At 59.2% G+C, this 19,559-nt stretch carries 22 protein-coding genes and 1 riboswitch; of the genes, 2 read left to right on the top strand and 20 right to left on the bottom strand.

What is annotated here, in order from left to right:
* Nucleotides 1–82 precede the first annotated feature (82 nt).
* The 5 genes from RWS31_RS06375 to RWS31_RS06355 form a co-directional block, all read right to left on the bottom strand.
* On the bottom strand, nt 83–751 hold the full coding sequence (locus tag RWS31_RS06375; RefSeq protein WP_314596824.1) for a thiamine phosphate synthase: 669 nt from the start codon (nt 749–751) through the stop codon (nt 83–85).
* Nucleotides 744–2,000, bottom strand: a complete 1,257-nt coding sequence (gene thiH, locus RWS31_RS06370; RefSeq protein WP_264918414.1) for a 2-iminoacetate synthase ThiH — start codon at nt 1,998–2,000, stop codon at nt 744–746. Before thiH ends, RWS31_RS06375 begins: the two co-directional genes overlap by 8 nt.
* On the bottom strand, nt 1,997–2,794 hold the full coding sequence (locus RWS31_RS06365; protein ID WP_314596822.1) for a thiazole synthase: 798 nt from the start codon (nt 2,792–2,794) through the stop codon (nt 1,997–1,999). Before RWS31_RS06365 ends, thiH begins: the two co-directional genes overlap by 4 nt.
* 87 nt (nt 2,795–2,881) lie before the next feature.
* The gene (gene thiS / locus RWS31_RS06360) at nt 2,882–3,076 is read right to left on the bottom strand and encodes a sulfur carrier protein ThiS (protein WP_314596820.1); all 195 of its coding nucleotides are present in this window, start codon (nt 3,074–3,076) and stop codon (nt 2,882–2,884) included.
* Nucleotides 3,077–3,126: 50 nt separating this feature from the next.
* Nucleotides 3,127–3,231, bottom strand: a riboswitch (TPP riboswitch).
* A gap of 59 nt (nt 3,232–3,290) precedes the next feature.
* Complete coding sequence (locus tag RWS31_RS06355; RefSeq protein ID WP_314596818.1) at nt 3,291–3,434, bottom strand: helix-turn-helix transcriptional regulator; 144 nt, start codon at nt 3,432–3,434, stop codon at nt 3,291–3,293.
* 102 nt (nt 3,435–3,536) lie between these two features.
* On the opposite strand from RWS31_RS06355, the gene RWS31_RS06350 reads away from it, so the two are divergent.
* Together RWS31_RS06350 and RWS31_RS06345 are read left to right on the top strand one after the other, a co-directional pair.
* Nucleotides 3,537–3,803, top strand: coding sequence for a type II toxin-antitoxin system RelB/DinJ family antitoxin (locus tag RWS31_RS06350; RefSeq protein ID WP_314596816.1), 267 nt, complete (start codon nt 3,537–3,539; stop codon nt 3,801–3,803).
* A 215-nt stretch (nt 3,804–4,018) separates the two neighbouring features.
* Nucleotides 4,019–4,219, top strand: a complete 201-nt coding sequence (locus RWS31_RS06345) for a DUF1858 domain-containing protein (RefSeq protein ID WP_006190717.1) — start codon at nt 4,019–4,021, stop codon at nt 4,217–4,219.
* Nucleotides 4,220–4,348: 129 nt separating this feature from the next.
* On the opposite strand, the gene RWS31_RS06340 is transcribed toward RWS31_RS06345, so the two are convergent.
* The 15 genes from RWS31_RS06340 to RWS31_RS06270 form a co-directional block, all read right to left on the bottom strand.
* On the bottom strand, nt 4,349–4,885 hold the full coding sequence (locus RWS31_RS06340) for a YbjN domain-containing protein (protein ID WP_314596813.1): 537 nt from the start codon (nt 4,883–4,885) through the stop codon (nt 4,349–4,351).
* A gap of 90 nt (nt 4,886–4,975) precedes the next feature.
* Complete coding sequence (locus RWS31_RS06335; RefSeq protein ID WP_314596811.1) at nt 4,976–5,398, bottom strand: pre-16S rRNA-processing nuclease YqgF; 423 nt, start codon at nt 5,396–5,398, stop codon at nt 4,976–4,978.
* Complete coding sequence (locus RWS31_RS06330) at nt 5,395–6,630, bottom strand: DUF3084 domain-containing protein (RefSeq protein ID WP_314596810.1); 1,236 nt, start codon at nt 6,628–6,630, stop codon at nt 5,395–5,397. The genes RWS31_RS06335 and RWS31_RS06330 overlap by 4 nt, the downstream gene beginning before the upstream one ends.
* A gap of 67 nt (nt 6,631–6,697) precedes the next feature.
* The gene (locus tag RWS31_RS06325) at nt 6,698–7,789 is read right to left on the bottom strand and encodes an LptF/LptG family permease (protein ID WP_314596808.1); all 1,092 of its coding nucleotides are present in this window, start codon (nt 7,787–7,789) and stop codon (nt 6,698–6,700) included.
* Nucleotides 7,790–7,799: 10 nt separating this feature from the next.
* On the bottom strand, nt 7,800–8,519 hold the full coding sequence (lptB, locus tag RWS31_RS06320) for an LPS export ABC transporter ATP-binding protein (protein WP_314596807.1): 720 nt from the start codon (nt 8,517–8,519) through the stop codon (nt 7,800–7,802).
* Between the two features lie 34 nt (nt 8,520–8,553).
* The gene (locus tag RWS31_RS06315; protein ID WP_314596805.1) at nt 8,554–9,330 is read right to left on the bottom strand and encodes an LptA/OstA family protein; all 777 of its coding nucleotides are present in this window, start codon (nt 9,328–9,330) and stop codon (nt 8,554–8,556) included.
* Nucleotides 9,327–9,887: an LPS export ABC transporter periplasmic protein LptC gene (lptC, locus tag RWS31_RS06310; protein ID WP_314596803.1), complete on the bottom strand. Its 561-nt coding sequence runs from the start codon at nt 9,885–9,887 to the stop codon at nt 9,327–9,329. The genes RWS31_RS06315 and lptC overlap by 4 nt, the downstream gene beginning before the upstream one ends.
* Nucleotides 9,877–10,794 (bottom strand): lysophospholipid acyltransferase family protein, encoded by a 918-nt coding sequence (locus tag RWS31_RS06305; protein WP_314596800.1) that lies wholly within the window; start codon nt 10,792–10,794, stop codon nt 9,877–9,879. Before RWS31_RS06305 ends, lptC begins: the two co-directional genes overlap by 11 nt.
* 88 nt (nt 10,795–10,882) lie before the next feature.
* Nucleotides 10,883–11,443 carry an HAD hydrolase family protein gene (locus RWS31_RS06300; RefSeq protein ID WP_314596798.1) on the bottom strand — a complete coding sequence of 187 codons (561 nt, stop codon included), beginning with the start codon at nt 11,441–11,443 and terminating at the stop codon, nt 10,883–10,885.
* Nucleotides 11,444–12,277 (bottom strand): 3-deoxy-8-phosphooctulonate synthase, encoded by an 834-nt coding sequence (kdsA, locus tag RWS31_RS06295; RefSeq protein ID WP_399553741.1) that lies wholly within the window; start codon nt 12,275–12,277, stop codon nt 11,444–11,446.
* A gap of 157 nt (nt 12,278–12,434) precedes the next feature.
* Nucleotides 12,435–13,169 (bottom strand): 3-deoxy-manno-octulosonate cytidylyltransferase, encoded by a 735-nt coding sequence (gene kdsB, locus RWS31_RS06290; RefSeq protein ID WP_314596795.1) that lies wholly within the window; start codon nt 13,167–13,169, stop codon nt 12,435–12,437.
* Nucleotides 13,166–15,673 carry a tetraacyldisaccharide 4'-kinase gene (gene lpxK / locus RWS31_RS06285; RefSeq protein WP_314596793.1) on the bottom strand — a complete coding sequence of 836 codons (2,508 nt, stop codon included), beginning with the start codon at nt 15,671–15,673 and terminating at the stop codon, nt 13,166–13,168. The genes kdsB and lpxK overlap by 4 nt, the downstream gene beginning before the upstream one ends.
* A 12-nt stretch (nt 15,674–15,685) precedes the next feature.
* Entirely contained in the window at nt 15,686–17,455 is a 1,770-nt protein-coding gene (locus tag RWS31_RS06280; RefSeq protein WP_314596791.1) for an ABC transporter ATP-binding protein, read from the bottom strand.
* Entirely contained in the window at nt 17,452–18,603 is a 1,152-nt protein-coding gene (lpxB, locus tag RWS31_RS06275; protein ID WP_314596790.1) for a lipid-A-disaccharide synthase, read from the bottom strand. The genes RWS31_RS06280 and lpxB overlap by 4 nt, the downstream gene beginning before the upstream one ends.
* A gap of 143 nt (nt 18,604–18,746) precedes the next feature.
* Nucleotides 18,747–19,553, bottom strand: coding sequence for a UDP-2,3-diacylglucosamine diphosphatase LpxI domain-containing protein (locus RWS31_RS06270; protein ID WP_314596788.1), 807 nt, complete (start codon nt 19,551–19,553; stop codon nt 18,747–18,749).
* Between the last annotated feature and the right edge of the window lie 6 nt (nt 19,554–19,559).

Here is a 19,559-nt window from a genome sequence, read left to right as displayed (position 1 = left end):
CACAGGCAAAGCGCCGCTTTCACCTCCTTGAAAGCAGCACAAAAGGATACGGCGGGAAAGGACATCGTCCTCTCCCGCCCTTCTATTTTATTGTACCATGAACCTTCAAGAACTCAAGCCCCAAAGGTACAGCGCGGATCGAATAAATGCACCGCATCAGCTCCGACATCATGCAGCAGCCCGCCGCACCGGATTCGATGCAAGCGTCGAGCTTGTCCATGCCGATGCCGCCGAGCGCAAATATAGGGATCGGCGACTTTTGGCAGGCGGCGGCGAGGGCGGCCGTGCCGAGAGGGTCAACACCTGGCTTGCACGCTGTGGCGAAGATGGGACTGAGCGTCGCGTAGTCTGCGCCAAGGGCGGCGGCTTCGGCAAGCTCGGAGGCGGAGTGCGCCGATGCGCCGACGAACTGCACAGCATCCTCGCCGCCGCCTGATCGCCGCCCGCCCCGCCCGCTCGCCGCTCGCCATTCGCGCAGGACGTCAAGCGGCAGATGGATGCCGTCCGCGCCGAGCTCCGACATCACGCTGAGCGCAATCCGACCGTGCGCGAGACACTTCTTGCCGCCCTTATGCGCGATGCGTGCGACCTTTGCGAAAAGTGTCCGATACTCCTCCACGCGCAAATCCTTTTCGCGCACGATGATCCAGTCCACCAGCTCCATCGCGGCAACGCGCTCGATCTGCGCGAGGAAATCGCCCTCGACCAGACGGCGATTCGTGATGCACGCGATGATTCTTCCCCTATACATAGACGTAATCGTTCAGCACGGGCTGCAGTCCGCCGCGCGAGAGTCCTGCGTACATCTCGGCAAGAGAGCGCGCGTCGGCAATTTCAAACTGCTCGTCGCCAGCCGCCTGCACTTTTTTTCCCTCGTACTTCTCCTCGTGGTCGCCGATGCCCGTCGAGACGCCCGCCGACACCTTCGTTGCCGCGATCTTCACAATGCCGTCGCGAAAGCTTGCCGACTCGCGCGAAGAGACCGTGATGCCGACGTAGGGCAGGAAGATGCGATAGGCACATAGCACCTGGCAAAGCTCCCTTTCGTGCACGTCGCGCGGGTTGATTCCCGCATTGTTGACGATGGGACGAAGCCTTGGACAGGAGAGCGAGTATTCGACGTGCGGATACTTGCGCTGCAGGAAGTAGACGTGCAGCGCCGTCGCCAAGGCGTCGCGCCGAAAGTCGGCGAGTCCCAGAAGAGCTGAGAAGCCGACGCCCCTCATGCCGCCGAGGATGGCACGTTCCTGAGCCTCGAAGCGGTAAGGAAAGACGCGCTTTCGGCCCGCGAGGTGAAGCTCCTCGTAGCGCACGGCGTCATACGTCTCCTGAAACACCGTCACATAGTCCGCGCCGCACTCGTGCAGATAGCGATAATCCGCCGTATTCACGGGATAGATTTCAAGTCCGACATTGCGGAAATGCCGCCTCGCCAAGCGGCATGCCTCGCCGATGTAGGCGATGTCGCTCATCGCGGGGCTTTCGCCCGTCAGCAGCAAGATCTCCTCGATGCCCGACGCCGCGATGACCTCCATCTCGCGTGCGATCTCCGCCTCTGTGAGCCTGCGCCGCACGATGTCGTTGTAGCGGTTGAAGCCGCAGTAAATACAGTAATTATCGCAGTAATTCGCGATATAAAGCGGCGTGAAGACGTAGACCGTGTTGCCGAAGTGACGCCCCGTCTCCCGCTGCGCACGCCTCGCCATGCGCTCCAAAAAGGGCGCGGCGGCAGGCGAAAGGAGCGCCGCGAAGTCCTCGATGCTGCACCGCTCGTGCGCGAGAGCACGCTCGACATCGGCGGCGCTGTAAGCGGCAGGATCGTACTCCGCTGCCGCAGAAAGCACCTTTTCGCGCACATCGGAATCAATCCGCTCCATATCGCTCGCATACGCCATGACATCCGTGCGGCTCGCCGGATCGTTTTCGAGCCGATGCTTCCTTTCGAGCGCCGCGCCGCTCAAGCGCGCCGAATCTATGAAGTAGCTTGCATCTTCTCTCATCTCGTCGCCTCTCCCTCGTGCAGAAAACCCGTCAGCGGATCGGAAGCGGCCGCGCCGCGCTCCAAGACGCGGCCAAGCCCTGCAAGATACGCCGCGCGCCCCGCCTCGATCGCCGACTTGAACGCCCCCGCCATGCGCGCCACGTCGCCCGCCGTCGCGATCGCCGTGTTCGCCATGACGGCGGCGGCGCCGAATTCCATCGCCTCGCACGCTTCCGACGGCCTGCCAATGCCCGCATCGACGATGATCGGCACGTCGATCTCCTCGACGAGAATCTTGATGAACGCTTTCGCCTGCAGTCCCTGATTCGAGCCGATGGGAGCGGCGAGCGGCATGACCGCCGCCGCTCCCGCCGCTTCAAGGGCGCGCGCCGCATAGAGGTCGGGAAACATGTACGGCAGGACGGTAAAGCCCTCGGCGGCAAGCAACTTCGTCGCGCGAACCGTCTCCTCGTTGTCTGGCAGAAGATACTTCGCATCGCGCATGATCTCCACCTTAATGAAATCGCCGCAACCAAGCTCGCGCGCCATGCGGGCGATGCGCACCGCCTCCTCTGCCGTGCGTACGCCTGACGTGTTCGGCAAGAGCGTCACATGCGCGGGAATGTAGTCGAGGATGCTCTCACCTTCGCGCGTATTCGTGCGCCGCACGGCGAGCGTCACCATCTCCGCGCCCGCATGTTCCACGGCGGCACGGATGAGCTCGAGCGAATACTTGCCCGAGCCGAGGATGAAGCGCGAGCGGAACATTTTGCCGCCAAGCTTCAACATATCTTCCTCTTGCTTCTTTTCCATACGATTTCCCCCTTCGCCCTCCCTTTGGGAGAAGCCTTCCCTCCATCGACAGCGCACCCCGGCAGAAGCACGACGCGCCTCATCGCCTCAGCCGCCGCCGACGAAGCTCACGATCTCCACGACGTCGCCCGCCGCAAGCCGCACCGATTCATACGTCGCCCGCGGCACGATCTCGCCATTTCTCTCGACGGCGATGCGTGCGGGCGTATAGCCGGCTTCTCGCAGATAGTCCAAGAGCATCCTGCCGTCCGCCGCAGTATCCTCGCCATTGACCTTCACCATCTTCATCCCTCCCAAAAAGAAAACCGCACACGCCAAAGTGGTGTATGCGGTCAAAGTCGCCCTCTATTCCCTACGTTGGCATGATCCAAATCAGGTTCCGGGTCGGAGCGAAAAGCCCCCTCTCAGCCCATTCGTGGACTCCCCTTTTGCAATATTCATTATAGCGCAGTTGTGGAAAAATGCAAGGAAAATTCTCCAACGCCGATCTGCTTTTCTACACGCCGCTGTGCGCGTTCTGTGGTACGAACATCACGCGAAGCTGCATATCCAACCCCTTCATCGTCTGCATCGAAGGATCGGCCTCTCCTGTTTCAATGCGGCTAATATCCGCCTGCGAAATGCCCATTCTTGCAGACAATTCTTTTATTTATGCTATACTGATACCGTAAGACAGGTCGACAGTTTCAACGATTCCTGTAGCTTTATTCCATATTTCTGTCTCAAAAAGGAGGTTGAAACCATGCCTTCAACCATGATACGAGTCCGCATGAATTCAGCGTTAAAAGCCCAAACGGATGCCGCACTTGCCAGTATGGGACTCAACATGTCCGTCGCGGTCAACGCGATGGCGCGTCAGATCCTGCGCCAAGGAAGGCTTCCTTTTGAGCTTTATGCAACAAATCCCGAAACGATGGCCGCTCTGCAGGAAGCCGAAGGAATACGCAGAAATCCCGAGAATTTCAAATCCTATGCTTCAGCACATGAAATGATGGAGGATATTCTTTGAAATAGATGCGCCGCGTTCCACGCAACATGACAGCAACTATTCTCAAGAATCGAAATATCCTCTAGCTATTCGCTAGGAAACATGATATAATCTAGCCAGTAGTAAGGTGTTTTCGTATGCGGCTCTGCCGTATACTCGCCCTTACATGGAACCAATCAACCGGCTGACTTCTGTCGGCTTCTTGGGAGTTTCCCTGTAACAAAGGAGGTTTTTGTATGACCATAACGAAAGATATGGGCATCGGAGAAGTTGTCCAGAAATATCCCGCCACTGTTCCCGTATTCATGAGCGCCGGCATGGGCTGCATCGGCTGCGCCGCCTCGCACTTCGAGAACATCGAGCAGGGTGCACTCGCGCACGGCATCGACATCGACGCCTTGATGAAGGGTCTGAACGAAGCTGTCGCTGCGGGCTGATTTGCACGAAAAAAAACTGCCGCAAGCCAGAAGGCTTGCGGCAGTTTTTTCATGCTTTTTCCAAGCAAAGAGGGCTGCTCCAAGAAGCGAGATTTCGCTTTTCGGAGCAGCCCTCTCTTGATTCATTTCTCAGTTGTCCGCCCAGATGGTCTTCATCGTATCGCCGAAAGTCTCATCGAGGTGCTGCAGGATGACGTCGAGGATCGTGCGCACAATGTCCGGCTCGAATCCCTCGTCAGAAGCGGGCAGGCAAGCGTCGAGGACGAGGCTGCCGTCTTCCACCGTATAGTACTTGAACACCTTGTAGCGGCTGTTCATCTCGTTGATGTATGCCGCGAGGTCGCTCTCGTTCTTCTCGTTGACGACCTTGCTGCCGACGATGACGCGCACAATACCGTAGATGGAGGCGTCAAGGATGACGATGACGGGCAGGAACTGCCCCTTGATTTCCATCGAGGAGCGGTAGAGCACCGTACCGTACTCATCGCCGACCTCTTGCTTCTGGAACGCCTGAATGTCAAGCTCCTTGAGCATCGCGTCAAACTTCGCTGCTTTTTCGGATTTGACAGCTTCCGCAGTCTCCATTGCCTCTGCTGCCTTTGCTGCCTTCGCCGTTTTCTTCGTGCCTTTCGTTTCTACCTCGAGGTTTTCTTCTTTTTCTGCCATGTGAACTCTCCTTTTCATTGTGGAAGAACTGTGCTGCTCAAAGGTTCGTCAACACATCTTTAACATTTGCGGAAACCAAGTTTCCTGCTCTCAAACATCGCTTAACGGCGCTTTTTCAAGAAAGCGCCGTGCAAGGATGATGGCAACAAAATCATCGACAGGCTCGGGCGGCACGAGCATCGAGGCGGGCAGAAGCCTCCGCCAGCCACGCGGCGGACGTGCCTGCCAGTACGCCCGCTTCGCCATGTCCGTCGTACGGTACTCGTCGACAAGCACCACGCGCAAACCAGGCACGGCCTCTTCTATGCGTTCCTTCGCTTCCTTGCTCGTCGTGCCGTTTCCAAGCACAAGAACAGCGAACGCATACCTAGAATGTTTATCGTTGATTTCACGCGCAAGATTAAGCGTCTCGATCACTTTTTGGAAAAGCACCACGCCATGTACATCGAGAACCGCAATCCCGCACTTCTCGCGACCGGGATCGACGGCGGCGAGCGTCCCGTTCTCCATCATTCGGCTGCTCGCTCAACCTTGATGTTGAGCCGCAGAGGACCGAGTGCATCGGTGTCATCTCGCGCATAGGCGGAGAGGAGGATCATGCCGTAAAGCGGTTCGAGTGTCTGCATGATGCCATACATCTGCTCACCATCGATGACGCCGACCGTGCCGCGGATCGGATCGGGCAGAATGCCGTGTGCCGAAGCAGCGGCATTCACGCGCTTCAAGAAGTCCATGACGACTTCCTGTGATGCCTGCGCACCGCCCGTACCCGTCAGACGGTACGATTGCGCGAGGATGAATTCTCCCTGCCGATAAACGATGCTGTTCGGATGCAGGTCGAGGGCGGCGCGCACGGCTTCGCCGCGCACGAGATTGCCCGCTGCAACGATGCGCACGACCATATCGCCTGGACCTTTAGCTATGCGTGCGACGGCGTCATCGACCTCGGGCGAGTAGACCCAGATCTCGCCGTCGGGCAGATCTTTGCCGAGGTGTGCTGAGACGTTGCGGCTCGCGAGCTGTGCGAGTGCAGCGACATCGGCGCGCACATCGTCCTCGGGCCGTCCGCCCTTGATGACGCCCGCCGCGATGACCTCGCCCGCGCGATAGACGATGTCGCCCTCGCGGATGATCTCAAGCCCGCGGCGCAGCTCCTGCGTGCGCATTTCCAGCGCCTTCTTATCGCCGGCAAGCTGCGCGTTGTTCGTCGCAAGCGCCGCATTCTCCGTGCCAAGCGTTTCGTTCGCCGCACCGAGCGCATCGTTTTCTGCCGCAAGTGTACGGTTCACCCCATCGAGCGCAGTGTTTTCCTTTGCGAGCTCATCGTTCTTCGCTGCGAGCGCACGGTTGCCCGCAGAAAGCTTTTCGGCTTCCTCTTCTAGTGAGCGGACACTGCCCTTGAGATCGGCAAGCGCCTTGTCCGCCGCCGCCTGCTCAGCGCGCGCCGACGTAAGTTCGGCCGACGCATCCTTGAGCTTTTCCTCCGTTTCCCGCATCGAGCGGTTGAGCTGCTCCATGCCGAAGAGCGCCGTGCGCACGTTTTCTGAAGCGGCGGCCAGGATGATGAACGTCAGTGTCGTGATGACGAAGCCCGTGACGATGGTAACGATGGTCGACGTATGACGCGGCCTGAGGCCGAAGAGAGACAAGCGTTTCTTGCCGACCTTCGTGCCCACGCGGTCGCCGATGACGGCAATGACGCCACCCGTGATGATCAGCACGAGTATCAAGACGATCCCGTACATCAAGACATGCTCCTTTCTCTCCCGAGAGTTTTCCCTTGGCAAGGCGGGAAAATCCGCCTGTTCCTTATCAGTGCGCCGCCTCGCGCATCAGATACGCTCCGACGAGAAGTCCCACGACATTCGGCAGCCAGACAGCATAAGCGGGATTTAGTGCGCCCGACTGTCCAAGTGCCCCCGCGAGCGTCATGAGGACGTAGTAGCAGAAGAAGATCAAGAGGCTTAGACCTATGCCGCGCGAGGAACTGCTGCGCGTCGGCTGGATGCCGAGCGGCACACCGATGACAGCAAAGACGAGACTCGCCATCGGAATCGTGATGCGCTGATAAAGCTCTGTCTCCAATTTCTTCGTATCGACGAACTGCGTGCGCATGAGTTCGATCTGCTGACGCAGCTCCTTCATCGTCAGCTCCTCCGGCTTCTTCTGCTCGCGCACGATGCGCCCAGGACCAGCGTTGATGGGCAGCACCTGCTTGTCGAAACGCATCGTATGCTCCGATTTGCCGCCGGAAACCTCGTAGATCGCTCCCCGATACATCGTCCACTGCGTGCCCTCCCACTTCGCATAGGCGGCATCCTGCACATACTTCGTCTCACCCTGCTCGAACGACTGCAGCGTCACGCCTTCGAGAGTTTCCGTTGCAGCGTCGTAGCGACGCGCATACATGAGCCGCTGCATCTCGCCGTCCTTGATCTCCTTGATGACGATGTGATCCTGCGACTTAGGTGCGGCGTTGCCCTGAATCTCGTAGGCGATAACATTCTCGTAGGCGTTGTTCGCACGCGGTACGACATGCTCCGTGAAGAGGATGGAAAAGATGCTGACGACGACGCCAAGCACGATGGCGGGCGCAGCGATGCGGTAGAAGCTCACGCCGCACGATTTCATCGCCGTGATCTCGCTCGAACTCGACAGCCTGCCGAACGTCAAGAGCGCCGCCAAGAGCATCGACATGGGAAATGTATAGATGGCGATGGCAGGCAGGCTGAAGATGAGCATCTTTACGACAGAACCAAACGATGCGCCATATTCCGTAATGTACTGCGCAATGCGAAAGAGCGTGCCCGAGCCGACGAACACGGCAGACGTGCCGCATATACCGAAGAAGAAGGCGAGGCAGACCTCACGAAAGATGTATTTGTCCAAAAGTCGTATTTGCATAAGGACGCTCCTATAACGTGAAGTTGTCGCCGAGGTAGAACTTGCGTGCGAGATCACTCGCGGCGATGGTCACACTGTCCCCTTCGAGGAGGATCTTGCCGTCGTTCAGGATGTAGGCGCGATCAACGATGTGCAGCGTCTCGCGCACGTTGTGGTCAGTGATGAGGATGCCGATGCCTCGCTTGCGCAGATACGCAATGATCTCCTGTATGTCAGCGACGGCAATGGGGTCGACGCCGGCAAACGGCTCATCGAGCAGGATGAACTGCGGCTCGATGGCGAGGCAGCGCGCGATCTCAACGCGGCGGCGCTCACCGCCCGAAAGCTCCGTGCCGAGACGGTCACGCACATGACCGATGCGGAATTCCGCGAGCAGATTCTCCATCTTCTCCCTGCGTTCCTGCGCGGAAAGCTTCGTCATCTCCAGGATCGAGAGGAGGTTTTCCTCGACGGTCATCTTGCGGAAGATCGAGGCTTCCTGCGCGAGGTAGCCAATGCCGAGACGCGCACGCGCATACATGGGCATGCTCGTGATACGCACATCGGAAACGAAAACATCGCCCGAAGTCGGCCGCTCAAGCCCCGTGATCATGTAGAACGTCGTCGTCTTGCCCGCGCCGTTGGGACCTAGAAGCCCGACGATCTCGCCCTTTTCGACGCGCAGGGACACATGATCGACAACTTTGCGTCGCTTAAACGTCTTGACCAGATCTTTCGCTTCCAGATGCAAGACTCTCCACCTCTCTTCTTATGTTGAATCCTTCTCATTCTACCGCAAGATTGCCCGTGTTGGCAAGGTAAACTGTCAGATGCTTGCTCTTGAGCATGTTATTTCCCTGGTATGCCCAGGCGTTGCCATCGAGCACGCATTTGCCCTTTCCGTCCTCGGCTTTGGCGAAGTAGTCGACCATATCGCCGCCGCCCTCGAAGCTTCTCGGCGGACTGACGACATGCACGTTGCCTGTGCCGCGGTAATGCTCTTCTGTCAGCCAGCCTTCCATACGGTCTGCCGTGAAAGTTCCGTCCGCCGTCGTCATCGTGCCGCCCGCCGGAATGAGCATGTAGTTCGCCGACTGTGTGAACTCAGCGCGTGCGCCAGTAAACGTCTTATCCGCTTTTATGGCACGAACGTCACCTTCCGCGACATAACGATCCTTATCAAAGACAGAGAGGCTTGCAGCAGTCAGATTAAGATCTTCCTTCGTGATCTCTGCGCCGCCCGTCGCATGGATGGCATCGGCAGATTCGAGCGTCACGGTCTGTGCCGTCAGACGCATCGCATCGCGCACAGCGATGACACCGCCCGTGATCTCGCCCTGCTGTGTCTTCGTGTTGTAGCTGGCTCTCGCCCCTGTGATGGTCGCCGTGCCTCGCTTCAATGTGATGCCGCCTTCCGCCGTAATCTCTCCCGTCGTCATGTCGTAGCTGACGCTCGCTCCCTCCAAGGACGATGGCTCATCCGCCGCCTGCAACGTCCCCATGTTCAGAACTGCAGCCAAAACGGCAGTTACGAGTGCAGCCTTCCCTTTTCTCTTCCTCAATTCGCTCCACTCCCCTTTTCAATCCGCGCCTTCTTGCCTTCCTTGCCGCTCGCCGTGAACTTCACGAACCCGTCCGAGCTTTCGATGCGCTCCGCGCTCACGCGAAGCTTCTCTTTATCCTGCGTGAGCAGGACGTCGCCGACAGCGGCGAGCGTCTCCTTTTCTGACGACCAGATGACCTCTCGGCTCTTCAGGTGTATGCCGTCCGATGTCTCGATCCTCACGCTGCCGTCGATGGTAAGATCCTTAGACGTCAGATCATAATGAGCATGAGGCGCAGTGAGCTTCAGTTCGCGCCCGCCTTCCTCATGAAAAACACCTTCGATGTTTCTCGCCTCTGCCGCCTTGCCGTCAGCATCCGCCTCGATCGATTCCGCCGTCAGCTGCCAGACGGTACGTCCGTCCTTCTCCAAGCTCAGCGTATTTCCCTCATAACGCAACGTGCGCGTAGAATCGTTCAAGGCTGGAACCTCGGGAACGGAGAACACTGCCCATGCGAGTGCAGCGGCGAAGAGGGCTGCGGCGAGGACTGCGAGAAGAGTCTTCCTATGCTTCATCTTTCCCTCCTTGCAGCATCGCGCCGTGGTGCTTCTCCTTCTTCATCTCAGGCGGCGTGTTCCAGCGTTTCTGAAACCACAGCCACTGCGTCGGATTTTCGCGGATGACCTCCTCCATAAGGCGCGTCATGCGCACGGTCAGGTCGTAGAGATCCTTTTCTGTATCGCCCGTGTCGACATACTCCATGCGCTCATAGACGCGCACCGTATGCTTGCCGTCGGGGCGGCGCAGGATGAACGCGGGAACGACGGGTGCGCGAAACTTGCGCGAAAAGACGGCAGGTCCCAAAGGCGTCGCAGCTGTCTTGCCGAGAAACTCGATGAAAGCGCCGCCAGGACCTGCATCCTGATCAGCGAGGAACCCGAGGAGCTTGCCATTCTTCAAGGCGCGCCCCGCCGCCAAAAGTTCGCTCGTGCCGCGCGAAAAGATCTCCGCGCCGATCGTCGCACGCAGATCATCGAGGACGCGCGAATACTCGGCATTCGGCTGCGTCTTAGCGATTGCCGTGACGGGCAGGCCCGACAGCGAGAAAGCGGCGGACAGCCACTCCCACGTGCCGATGTGACCCGTGAGGACGACGACGCCGTGCCCTTCGGCTAGCGCGTCTTTAAGGCGCTCTAGGTGCTCGATCTCGATGTATTCATGCAGGTTCTCTCGATTGAGCTTCGGCATGTAGAGAATCTCCAGCATGTTTTGCGCGAGGTTCACGAAGGAGGCGCGCACGATTTTCCGTGCTTCCTCCTCCGAGATGCAAAGCCCCCGCATCATCTGGCGCACGGCAAGCTCGCGCTGCTTCTTGATGATCATATAATAGAGCCTGCCGAGCAGCGCGCCGAGGAAGAGCAGCGCGCCGTGCGGCAGAAAGCGCAGCGCACGGCTCAGCGCCATCAACGAGTTGTAGAGCATGAACATTCACCTGCTGTCTTCAGATATGTGAGATCTTGAGCGCACGCGCGTCCGCCTCATAGAGTGCTGCGTGCCCTTGCCAAAGCTGTCATTGCGAGACGTTCGTGACCTTGGTCGACGCAGTGAAGCGTGCGACAACGCTCTCCCAACGGCCCTTTGCCTTCAGAAGGAACTCGACGATCTCTCGCACGGCTCCCCTGCCGCCTGGATTTCCCGCCACAAGACACGAAAGTTCCCGCACCTCGGCGGCAGCATCAGCGGGTGCGGCAGGGAAACCGACCTGCTCCATGACGGCAAGATCGACAAGATCGTCGCCGATGTAAGCAATCTCTTCATCGCGAAGGCCTTGGCGCGCCTTGACATCGTCGTAGGCCGAACGCTTGTCGATGTGCCCGAGGTAGACGTCCTCGATCTTGAGATCGGCAGCGCGGCGGGAAACGATGGCGGAGTCGCGCCCCGTGATGACAGCCAGACCAAACCCTTCGTTCTGCCACAGGCGCATGCCGAGTCCGTCGCGCACGTAGAAAGGCTTCATCAGCTCGCCCGTATCGCCCATATAGATGCCGCCGTCGGTCAGAACGCCGTCGACATCGAGGATGAGGAAGCGCACGCGGTGCGCGCGCTCCCTCGCATCTGCAGAAAGAATCATTCAGACCAGCTTCCCTTTCACCACGTCGTAAATTGCCAGCACTTCCTTCAGAAGCTCTTCGAGCTTGTCGAGGTAGAGGCTGTTCGGGCCGTCGCAGAGCGCCTCCTCGGGATTGTCGTGCACCTCCATGAAAAGTCCGTCAACCCCGGCGGCGACGGCAGCGCGTGCCAGAGGCTCAACGAATTCGCGGTTGCCGCCCGACGACGTGCCCGCGCCGCCCGGCAGCTGCACGCTGTGCGTCGCATCGAAGATGATGGGAGCACCAAACGTGCGCATGATGGGGAAACTGCGCATGTCGACGACGAGGTTATTGTAGCCGAACGAGGCGCCGCGCTCTGTCAAGAGGATGTCGGAGCAGCCGCCCTCGTGCAGCTTGTCGACGACGTTGCCCATGTCACGCGGTGCGAGGAACTGTCCCTTCTTGACATTGACGACGCAGCCGGACTTTGCCGCCGCGTAGATGAGGTCAGTCTGCCGGCACAGAAACGCAGGGATCTGCAGCACGTCGACGACCTTCGCCGCAGGCGCAATCTGCGACTCCTTGTGGACGTCGGTCACGACGGGCACATCGAGCTCTTCCTTGATCGCCTGCAGCATTTCGAGTCCCTTCTTGAGTCCCGGGCCGCGGAAGCTGTTGAAAGACGAGCGGTTCGCCTTATCAAACGACGCCTTGAAGATGTAGGGGATGCCGAGCCTCGATGTGATTTCTTTGATCGTGCGCCCGATCAAAAGGCAGCGCTCCATTTCCTCAAGGACGCACGGCCCCGCCATGAGCACGAGCGGGCTTCCCCCGCCGATCGTGAAATCTCTGACCTTCACCTTGTTCATCATCATAGTACCGCCTTTCTCTTGGGGAGTCACGGATAAATTCAACTGCCCAGCTTCACACATCCGAACGACCTCATTTTATCAGCAAATTCTTAAAAATGCTTAAAGATTCGCTGATAGATTCTTTGCACCGTACCGCTTTTGTCCGCAACACATTTATTTCTTACACCAGCCCCTGCTCTCGATAGAGCTTGTTCACGAGCGCAAGGTCTTCTGCCGTATCGACGCCGACGAAGCGGCAGTCCGTTTCCAGCACGCGGATGCCGTAGCCGTTTTCCAGCGCCCGAAGCTGCTCCAGCGACTCCGCCCGCTCCAAGGGTGTCGGCTCAAGGCGTGCGTAGCGCAGCAAAAAGTCGCGTCGGTAGGCATAGATGCCGATGTGCTTGTACACGGGACTGGCCGCCGCACGCGGATAAGGCACGAGCGAGCGCGAGAAGTAGAGCGCGTAGCCGAGTTTGTCCACGATGACCTTGACGTTGTTCGGATTGAGCTGCTCCGCCGCGTCGTCCATGCGCGTCATGACAGTAGCCATCGGCAAGTTCTCGTCTACCTCAAATGGTGCGATGAGGTCATCGATCACGGAAGGTTCGATCAGTGGCTCGTCGCCCTGCACGTTGACGATGAGATCAACCTCAGGGTATGCCTCTGCCACCTCGGCAAGCCGATCGGTGCCCGTCGGATGGTCGGCACGCGTCAGGATTGCTTCGCCGCCTTCCGCTCGCACAGCGTCGTAGATGCGCTCGTCGTCCGTCGCCACGATTACCTTCTCGGGCTTTTGGGCGCGGCTCGCACGCTCTAGGACGCGGCAGATCATGGGCTTGCCGCAGATGTCGGCAAGCGGCTTTCCCGGCAGGCGCGTCGACGCGTAGCGCGCCGGAATCACGCAAAGTGTCCTCATTCTCCTTCTCCTCCCTTTCGCAAGGCAGTGATCTTTTCCTGCAGATGTGCGGCGAGCATATCCTGAAACTCCTTCGCCCCCTTCTGGAACGTGACCTCGACGCAGATGACGAATACAGGGATCGGCACCTTTGCCTCAATGATCGTCAACGGAATCTTCACGGCATCCTTCTCCGTGATGACGATGGCTTCTGCCCCGAGAGAGATCGCCTGATCGAGGACGTCCTGCAATTCCTTCGTCGTGTACTCGTGGTGGTCGGGAAAGCGCAGGCTTTCGACAATCTTTGCGCCAATGTCAAAAAGCGTCTGCTCGAACGACATCGGATTGCCAATGGCGGAGACCGCCATGACGCGTTTCCCCGCGAGCGTCTTGATGTCGACGCCCTCGCCTGAGATGTCACGATGCCAGTCCTTGAGGTCAACGAAGCGGCGCGGCTGATGGATGCTCTCCATGATCAGCGCCTTTTCGTTGTACTTTCGTATCGTGTTCTTGATGTGCTCACGCGAGACGCCGACCGCCTGATCAACCTTCGTCAGAAGGCACACGTCGGCGCGCTCGATGTGCGAGACAGGCTCTCGCAAAGTGCCGCGCGGCAGCATGTAGCCGTTGCCGAAGACGTTGACCGCATCGACGAGCAGAATGTCCATGTCGCGCGCGAGCTGCCAGTGCTGGTAGCCGTCGTCTAAGATCGCTACCTCCGCGCCGAAGTGCTCGATCGCATACTGTCCCGTAAGCGATCGCTCGGCGCCGATGAGCACGGGCACTTCAGGCAGATGCTTGGCGAGCATGAAGGCTTCGTCGCCCGCCTCGGTCGCGTCCATGTAAAGCTTCTGCCCGTCGGAAACAATGCCGACGTCGCCGCGCCACTTCGCACGATAGCCGCGGTTCAAAATGACGACGCGATAGCCCAGGTCGCGGATCGACGCCGCCAAGTATTGTGCAGTCGGCGTCTTTCCCGTGCCGCCGACCGTGATATTGCCGAGGCTGATGACGTAGCAGGAGAGCTGCTTGCGCTTGAAAAGCCCCGCCTTGTAGCCCCAAAGCTTCAAGTTCACAAGTTGGCGATAGATGAGGGAAAAGCTGTAGAGCATCCCCATGACAACGCGCAGGCAAAAGCCATCGGCATGACGGCGGCGCATGAGGTCGGTGACATAGGTGCGGAAGTTCTCGACGCGCTCCGTCGTGCGCACCTTGCCCGCATTTTCGCCCTGCTCGAAGTCCTCCAGGAAGTCATGCAGGAGCACAGCCGTCTTTCGGGATGCGCCCTTGTTCTCGCCGATGATGGCGAGCGTTTCGCGCTCCATGCGCCGCCTTTCCCCTTCGTCCTCGAAAAGTCTGCAAACAGCTGCGGAAAGCTCCTCTCCATCATGCACCGTGATGCAGGCGTTCCTCTTCGTGAAGAGTACATGCGTATCCTTGAAGTTGAACATGTTGTGCCCGACGATGATCGCCTTGCCGTGCGCCGCAGGCTCCAGGATGTTGTGACCACCGTGCGCGATGAGGCTGCCGCCAACGTAGATGACGTCGCCGATGCTGTAGACTCTGCCGAGCTCACCGATCGTATCGAGGATCACAATGTCATGATCTTCGCTCGGTTCTTTCAAAAGTTCTGTACGGCGCGCGACGGAAAATCCCTTGTGCCTGCAGAGCGTGGCGACTTCCGTCGTGCGCAGAAGCTCCCTCGGCGCAATGATGAGCTTGGCCTCGGGGAACTTTTCCCGGAGTGCGGCAAACGCCTCGAGGACAGGCGTCTCCTCACCGCGATGCGTGCTGCCTGCGAGAAAAATGCCACCATTCTTGCGAAGTCCCATTTCACGCAGGAGCTTTTCCTTCTCCGCGAGGCTCACATCCGTGTACGTCTGATCGAACTTCGTATTCCCCGTGACGGTCACAAGTTCAGGCGGTGCGCCGAGACGCATGATGTACTCGGCGTCGATGGGCGACTGCATGGCGAACTTTCGAACCGTGCCGATCATGTCATCAAGGACGCTGTGCAGATGCTTGTAGCGCTTGACGCTCTTGTCGCTGATGCGCCCGTTGACCATCATGACGGGAATCTTGAGCTTCTTCGCCGTCCGCAGGAAGTTCGGCCAAAGCTCCGTCTCGACGGGCATGAAGACGCGCGGATGGATGCGACGCAGAATGCTGCCCGCGCGCCACGGAAGATCGAGCGGAAAGTAGATGATGCTGTCCGCATCCTTGATAATGCGGTTCGCCATCTCGTAGCCCGCCGTCGTGACGACGGAGACGAGGATCGAGCTCTTCGGGAATTCCTTGTGGAACTCTCGGATCAGGGGGCTGGCAGCGACGATCTCGCCGACGGACGCCGCATGAACCCATATACAGTTCTTCTTTGCCACCTTGTCGAGCGCGTGCTCAGGAAAGAAGCCGAGGCTCTGGCGCACGCGCTCGACGAAGCCACGCTCGCGTACGGCGCGAACAAGGAACACGGGTATGATGAGGACTACGGCGAGGATCGCCGCCAGATTGTAGAGTAACCGCATATTTCCGCTCCTTCATGTAGCAGGCTGCAAAGATCCTTCGCCCTTCTTCTCGCCCTCTTCCTCACCTCTGAACTGGATATTGTAGAGCGTGCTGTAAAGCCCGCCCGCCGCCAGAAGTTCCGCATGTGTTCCCTGCTCGACGATGTGTCCTCCGTCGATGACGTAGATGCAGTCGGCGTTGAAGATCGTCGACAACCGATGCGCGATGGCAAAGGACGTCCTGCCCACCATGAGCTTGTCGAGAGCCGCCTGCACGATCTTCTCGCTCTCCGTATCGAGCGCCGACGTCGCCTCATCGAGGATCAGAATGCGCGGATTCTTCAAGATGGCGCGTGCGATCGCGATGCGCTGACGCTGTCCACCCGAAAGATTCAATCCACGTTCGCCGATCTTCGTCTCATAGCCTTGGGGAAGCTGCAGGATGAATTCCTCGGCGTTCGCCGCACGCGCCGCCTCCTCAACTTCCTCGTCCGTCGCTTCAAGTCTGCCGTAGCGGATATTCTCACGCACGCTGCTCGAAAAGAGCATCGTTTCCTGCGGCACGATGCCAATCTGTTCGCGCAAAGAGTTGAGCGTCACGTCACGCACGTCGTGACCGTCGATCTCGATCACACCTTCGTCCACCTCGTAGAAACGCGGTATGAGATTCGCGATCGTCGACTTGCCCGCGCCCGAAGGGCCGACGAAGGCCACGAGCTGTCCAGGGCTCGCCTCAAGTGACACATGAGAGAGCGCAGGAGCACCCTCCTTGTAGGAAAAGGACACGTCCTTGACGGCGACGCGCCCTTCGATTTTAGGCAGAGGAACGGCATCCTCCTTGTCGTGAATCATCTCTTCCATATCGATCACGTCAAAGACGCGATCGGCCGCCGCCATCGCACGCTGCACGGTGCCGTAGATGCGACTGATGCGTTTGACAGGGTTCGCGAGATTCACGGCATACGTCAGAAACGCAACGAGAGCGCCTGCCGTCAGATCACCTTGCACGACCTCGTAGCCGCCGATCCACAAGATGAAGGTGACCGTGATCGCCGCGAGGAACTCCACGGTCGGGGTCAGGAGGCTCGTAAGCTGCACGTTCTTCATCTCGGCCTGGAAATTCAACTCGTTCTGCCGATGAAAGCGTTCGATCTCGTAGCGCTCGCGCACGAAGGACTTGACGACACGCACAGCAGAGATGCTTTCCTGCAGAAGCGAGTTGATGTCGGCAAGCCTTTCCTGGATGACGATGCCCGACCTCTTGAGCTTTTTGCCGAAAATATTCATCGCTTGTCCGACGAGCGGCACGGTGATGAGTGTGATGAACGTAAGCTTCCAGTCAAGATAAAACATGAGCACGATGGAGCCGACGAGCACGGAGCTTTCTGTCACAAGCTCGATGAGCTTGTCGACGAGCGCGTTCTGCAATGCCTGTACGTCGTTCGTCACGTAGCTCATGATCTCCCCCGTCTGATGGCGGTCGAAATAGGCGAGCGGCATGCGCTGGAACTTCTCGAAGAGCGCCTCGCGGATGTCGATGACGATGCGCTGCCCAACGAAGGAAACGAGGTAGCTCTGCCCATAGTAGAATATACCGCGGAAGAAGAAGACGACGATGATGCCACCCGCGATGAGGTTGAGCATCGCCATGTCGCGCTCCATAAGCACCTTGTCAATCATGTCCTTGATGATCCACGGCACATAAAGGTTCGCTGCCGCCGCAAGCACGATGCAGACGATGGCAAACGCCAGATGCTTCACATAGGGCCGTATGTAGTTCATCAAACGGATGTAGTTCTTCATGCTTCCCTCTCGTTTCCCTTTCCTGCGGCCGCCGCGAGCACATGCGCCGCGACGCGCACGGAAGCGCCCGGAGGTCCGAGCTGCAGCACGGCGACCTTGAGACGCGCCATGACGGAGTCGCGCTGCGGCTCGCCCTTATAGAGCTTCGCAGCTTCCTCGGCGATGCGCTCCGGCGTCACCTCGTCCTGCAGCAGCTCTGGCTCCGCCTCCTCTCCGAGGATGATGTTCGGCAGGCTGAAATGGTCGATCTTCACGAGCATCCTGCCGATGGCGTAGTTGAGCCTGCCCATGCGATAGCAGACGACGGCAGGCAGATCCATCAGCGCCGCTTCCATGACGACCGTGCCCGATGTCGCTATGGCGAAGTCGGCGACGCCCATGAGGTCGTAGACATGCTCCTCCGTCAGCTCGACGGAAGCGCCCGACTTTTCGATATGGCGCTCGATCTCTTGGCGCTCGAGTCCCTGTGCAACGGGCAGGAAAAAGCGCGTCTCGGGTCGCTTCTCCTTCAAGATTTGCACCGCCCTGAGCATATCGGGCAGGAGAAACGAGACCTCCTGCCGGCGGCTGCCGGGCAGGAGCAGCGCGGCACGCTCGCCATCCTTGAGTCCGAAAAAGGCGCGCGCCGACTCCGGCTCCATGTCGGCGCGTACGGTGTCGACGAGCGGGTTGCCGAGGAAGGAGACGTTCGCGCCCGCCGTGACGTAGGGACCGATCTCGTGATGGAAGATCGTGACGATCTCCTTGGCAATTGCCGCGCACTTCTTCGCACGCCCCTTGCGCCACGCCCAGGCCGACGGCGGGATGTAGGAAAAGACGGGGATGCCGAGCGCCTTCGCCTTAGCCGCAAGCCGCCAGTTGAAATCAGGATAGTCGATGATGAGGAGGAGGTCGGGCTTTTCCTCGCGCATGGACTTGACAAGCGTCTTTTCCAGCTGCAATAGGCGACCGAGTCCTAGGACAACCTCCCACACGCCCATGATGCTGTAATCGCGACAGTCGCGCACGAGGCGCACGCCTGCCTCCGCCATCTTGGCTCCGCCGAAGCCGAAAAGCTCCACGTCCGGCTCCATCTCCAGCATTTCTTTCGCGAGGCGTGCGCCGTGCAAATCGCCTGACGCCTCGCCCGCCGACATCATGATTTTCATCTTGCCCCTCCTCTTCGAAAAGCACGGACAAACACCGCCCCCATCTTCACACATCTGCGAAAATCCAGGGGCTTCATTTCACCAGCGCTTCTTTAAGCCGAAAAAGCGCGAGGATGCAGATCTTGCATCCACCGCGCAAATCGTCAAATCGCCGCGATCACTATGCCGTTTTCATCAGCGAGCGCCGCGACCTTCGCCTGATCGACGACGAGCACCCTGCCCGCCTCGATGGCGAGGGCTTTCGCCCCGGCAGCGATCATCGACTCGATCGTCGCCGTGCCGATTGCCGGCACATCGAAGCGCATGTCCTGCTGGGGCTTCGCCGCCTTGCCGACGGCAGCGCCTCCGCCCGAAAGCTCCCCGCCGCGCCTTATGCAGGCGTCCGTTCCCTCGATCGCTTCGAGCGCCATGACCGCCTTCGCCTTGACGACGGCGGTCTGCCCGATGTCGAGCCGGCCGATCTCCTTGGCCATGGCGAGCGCCATCTCCATGTCAGCGCGTTCCTCTGCGGTAGGCTCACGCTTCGTCAGCGTGCCCGCATGCGGCATCAGTGTCTTTAAGAGAGCCGTCTGATCGAAGGCTTCCAATCCTTCCTTCGCAAGTTCCTTGACGAAGGCGAGCATGATCGTGTCGTCCTTCTTGTCGGGCAGCGACATCAAGAGCTGCATCATGCGCATGTCGGGCTGCTCGTGGCTGCCCGCAAAGAGAAGCTCCTTCGTAACCTTGCCGAGAAGCGTCACCTTCGTCACGCCGCGCTCCTTGAGATAGTCGATGATCGCGCCGAGCTGTGCGACGTTGATCGCGCGATGATCGGATGCGACTTCCGCAAGCTCTTTATCCGTGCCCGCAAGAAGCGAAACGGCGCTGACCTCGATGCCGAGCGCCTTCGCCGCCTGTGCGCAGACGACGGGCAATCGTCCCACGCCGGCCAAAAGACCGATCTTTTCCAAAGATTT

Source organism: uncultured Selenomonas sp., from assembly GCF_963528755.1.
Taxonomy (GTDB): Bacteria; Bacillota; Negativicutes; order Selenomonadales; family Selenomonadaceae; genus Selenomonas.
Note: the sequence above shows the minus strand (reverse complement) of the source record. Positions and strands in the feature narration are given on the sequence as shown.

Bases quoted from the DNA above. Each gene is read 5' to 3' on its own strand.
- lptC (WP_314596803.1), bottom strand. From the start codon at position 9,887: ATGAAGCATAGGAAGACTCTTCTCGCAGTCCTCGCCGCAGCCCTCTTC.
- thiS (WP_314596820.1), bottom strand. From the start codon at position 3,076: ATGGTGAAGGTCAATGGCGAGGATACTGCGGCGGACGGCAGGATGCTC.
- thiH (WP_264918414.1), bottom strand. From the start codon at position 2,000: ATGAGAGAAGATGCAAGCTACTTCATAGATTCGGCGCGCTTGAGCGGC.
- RWS31_RS06375 (WP_314596824.1), bottom strand. From the start codon at position 751: ATGTATAGGGGAAGAATCATCGCGTGCATCACGAATCGCCGTCTGGTC.
- RWS31_RS06325 (WP_314596808.1), bottom strand. From the start codon at position 7,789: ATGCAAATACGACTTTTGGACAAATACATCTTTCGTGAGGTCTGCCTC.
- lpxB (WP_314596790.1), bottom strand. From the start codon at position 18,603: ATGAAAATCATGATGTCGGCGGGCGAGGCGTCAGGCGATTTGCACGGC.
- RWS31_RS06300 (WP_314596798.1), bottom strand. From the start codon at position 11,443: ATGATTCTTTCTGCAGATGCGAGGGAGCGCGCGCACCGCGTGCGCTTC.
- kdsA (WP_399553741.1), bottom strand. From the start codon at position 12,277: ATGATGATGAACAAGGTGAAGGTCAGAGATTTCACGATCGGCGGGGGA.
- kdsB (WP_314596795.1), bottom strand. From the start codon at position 13,169: ATGAGGACACTTTGCGTGATTCCGGCGCGCTACGCGTCGACGCGCCTG.
- RWS31_RS06345 (WP_006190717.1), top strand. From the start codon at position 4,019: ATGACCATAACGAAAGATATGGGCATCGGAGAAGTTGTCCAGAAATAT.
- RWS31_RS06280 (WP_314596791.1), bottom strand. From the start codon at position 17,455: ATGAAGAACTACATCCGTTTGATGAACTACATACGGCCCTATGTGAAG.
- RWS31_RS06305 (WP_314596800.1), bottom strand. From the start codon at position 10,794: ATGCTCTACAACTCGTTGATGGCGCTGAGCCGTGCGCTGCGCTTTCTG.
- lpxK (WP_314596793.1), bottom strand. From the start codon at position 15,673: ATGCGGTTACTCTACAATCTGGCGGCGATCCTCGCCGTAGTCCTCATC.
- RWS31_RS06365 (WP_314596822.1), bottom strand. From the start codon at position 2,794: ATGGAAAAGAAGCAAGAGGAAGATATGTTGAAGCTTGGCGGCAAAATG.
- RWS31_RS06350 (WP_314596816.1), top strand. From the start codon at position 3,537: ATGCCTTCAACCATGATACGAGTCCGCATGAATTCAGCGTTAAAAGCC.
- RWS31_RS06340 (WP_314596813.1), bottom strand. From the start codon at position 4,885: ATGGCAGAAAAAGAAGAAAACCTCGAGGTAGAAACGAAAGGCACGAAG.
- RWS31_RS06335 (WP_314596811.1), bottom strand. From the start codon at position 5,398: ATGATGGAGAACGGGACGCTCGCCGCCGTCGATCCCGGTCGCGAGAAG.
- RWS31_RS06330 (WP_314596810.1), bottom strand. From the start codon at position 6,630: ATGTACGGGATCGTCTTGATACTCGTGCTGATCATCACGGGTGGCGTC.